The organism is Shewanella waksmanii, assembly GCF_043643685.1.
Classification (GTDB): Bacteria; Pseudomonadota; Gammaproteobacteria; order Enterobacterales; family Shewanellaceae; genus Shewanella; species Shewanella waksmanii_A.
In genome coordinates, this window is the sequence record NZ_JBHZSN010000002.1 from 398,588 (window position 1) to 401,112 (window position 2,525).

General features: G+C 42.8%; 1 protein-coding gene and 1 tRNA gene. Both read left to right on the forward strand.

Features of this window, described 5'->3' with window-relative positions; genetic code table 11:
• The first annotated feature begins 817 nt into the window (after positions 1-817).
• The gene (gene gltX, locus ACHUFW_RS04570) at positions 818-2,227 is read left to right on the forward strand and encodes a glutamate--tRNA ligase (protein ID WP_394200949.1); all 1,410 of its coding nucleotides are present in this window, start codon (positions 818-820) and stop codon (positions 2,225-2,227) included.
• 103 nt (positions 2,228-2,330) lie between these two features.
• A tRNA-Ala gene (locus ACHUFW_RS04575) sits at positions 2,331-2,406 on the forward strand.
• Positions 2,407-2,525 lie beyond the last annotated feature (119 nt).

The following is a 2,525-nucleotide window of genomic DNA, read 5'->3' on the forward strand; positions in this document are numbered from 1 at the left end:
CGACCTCGCTGTGTGGGGCCGTATTATAGGGACGGTAGAAAGACTGTCAACGGTTTTTTATATAAATAGATGAGTCCGGTTTAATTTTGCTCGCCTTGATGAATACTTGTGCATTGTAGCGCTGCATAGATGAAAAAAGCATCATAAAACGGTGCTTTATATAGCTTAGTAAGACAAACGTTGGGCAAATTTCTGTGGTGGCAGTGGGGTGGTGGGGAAGACGTGACTATAAACATTGGGCTTATATTGCGATAAGTCTCGACATTTTATTGTTAACTTTAGTCATGTATCGCCAAATCAACTGGGAATTGGGAATTGGGAATTGGGAATTGGGTTAACGGTTAAAACTAACCAGGACTCATAAACGACTAAATTAGCTGAGCATGTAACTTGAGAAAATGTGGTGTCGTTAGTTAGGAGTTGAGGCAGTAATTAGTACAACGAGTTTTGACAAAAGACAGCAGAAAACCATCAATAAATAGCCATTAAAGCTGAATGACATGGATGTTTAGATGATAAAAATCACAAAAGAGATCATATCGGTGTTATTTGTTTGGTTAGGCGAGTTAAAGAATTGGATTAAATGAACTGGGTGAAACGCTGATATATTTGCTTAACTGGCAGGGACACATTTTTAAGAGCTAGTTAAAATACTTTTGTGATCTAGTTAGGTTTCCTTTCAACCCAAGTGGCGGTATTTGAAGTTTTAGCAGATGAGAGTTTTGTCAATTCTTTATAGGCTGCTAGAATACGCCACACGATTTTATGGATAGCCTTTTCCGCAAGGCTCTTTTTTAACATAGGTTAATGTTTAAATATGACGATTAAAACACGTTTTGCACCAAGCCCAACTGGTTTTCTGCATGTAGGTGGCGCTCGAACTGCACTTTATTCTTGGCTTTACGCTCGCGCTAATCAAGGTGAGTTTGTATTACGTGTAGAAGACACTGACCTAGAGCGCTCAACACCAGAAGCGTGTGCGGCAATTTTGGAAGGTATGGAGTGGCTTGGTCTAACGTGGGATGAAGGTCCGTACTACCAAACTAAACGTTTTGATAGATACAATGAAATCATTGCACAAATGCTTGAGCAAGGAACAGCCTATAAATGTTATTGCTCGCGTGAGCGAATTGAAGCAATGCGTGAAGAACAGGCTGCACAAGGGCTGCAGCAGAAGTATGACGGTTGTTGCCGTGATAAAGCGCCTCGTGATACTGATGAGCCGTTTGTTATCCGCTTCAAAAACCCAACTGAGGGTAGCGTTGTATTTGATGACCATGTCCGTGGTCGTATCGAGATATCAAATGACCTGTTAGATGATTTGATTATTGCCCGTACTGATGGCACGCCAACTTATAACTTCTGTGTTGTGGTTGATGATTGGGATATGGGTATCACTTGTGTTGTGCGTGGTGAAGACCACATCAACAATACACCGCGTCAAATTAATATTTTAAAAGCACTTGGTGCGCCTGTCCCAGAATATGCCCATGTTGCAATGATTTTAGGTGACGATGGTGCCAAGCTTTCAAAACGTCATGGTGCGGTTGGCGTGATGCAATATCGCGATGACGGTTATTTGCCAGAAGCCTTGCTTAACTATTTAGTACGTCTAGGTTGGTCACATGGCGATCAAGAGGTGTTCTCTGTTGAGGAGATGCAGTCATTATTTAAGTTGGAAGATATTAATAAAGCGGCATCGGCTTTTAATACTGAAAAGCTTATTTGGTTGAACCAACACTATATGAAAGAGTTGGCGCCAGAATATGTGGCAAGTCATCTGCAATGGCATATGGATGATCAGAACATCAACACCGAAAATGGTCCTGCATTAGCTGAAGTGGTGACTGCACTTGCTGAGCGCGCAAAAACCTTGAAAGAGTTAGCTGCGTCTAGTCGTTATTTTTATGAAGACTTTGCTGATTTCGATGAAACGGCAGCCAAGAAGCACCTTCGCGGTGTGGCCATGGAGCCTCTGACCTTAATTCAACAAAAATTGGCTGCGTTGACAGATTGGAATGTAGAAGCGATTCATCAAGCAATTCAAGATACGGCTAGTGAGTTAGAAGTTGGTATGGGCAAAGTGGGGATGCCTTTGCGTGTTGCCGTTACTGGGGCAGGGCAGTCGCCTGCAGTAGATTTGACCATTTTCTTGATTGGTCAAGCTCGTTGTGAACAAAGAATCTCCAAAGCGATTGAATTTGTAGCAAATAGAATAAATTCCTAAAAAACGAGTTGACACTTTTGGGTGTGCTGCATAGAATGCGCCTCGCAGTTGAGGGAGATGCAGTGAATAACTAGCAGCCGCTCAAGTGTCAATTAGGTTAAATGGGGCCTTAGCTCAGCTGGGAGAGCGCAACACTGGCAGTGTTGAGGTCAGCGGTTCGATCCCGCTAGGCTCCACCATCTAATTGATTAGCGTTAAAGTCATTGCCTACTAACTTTAACGAGTATTCACTCGATACAGAGTATAACGTATCAACAGTGTCCCATTCGTCTAGAGGCCTAGGACACCGCCCTTTCAC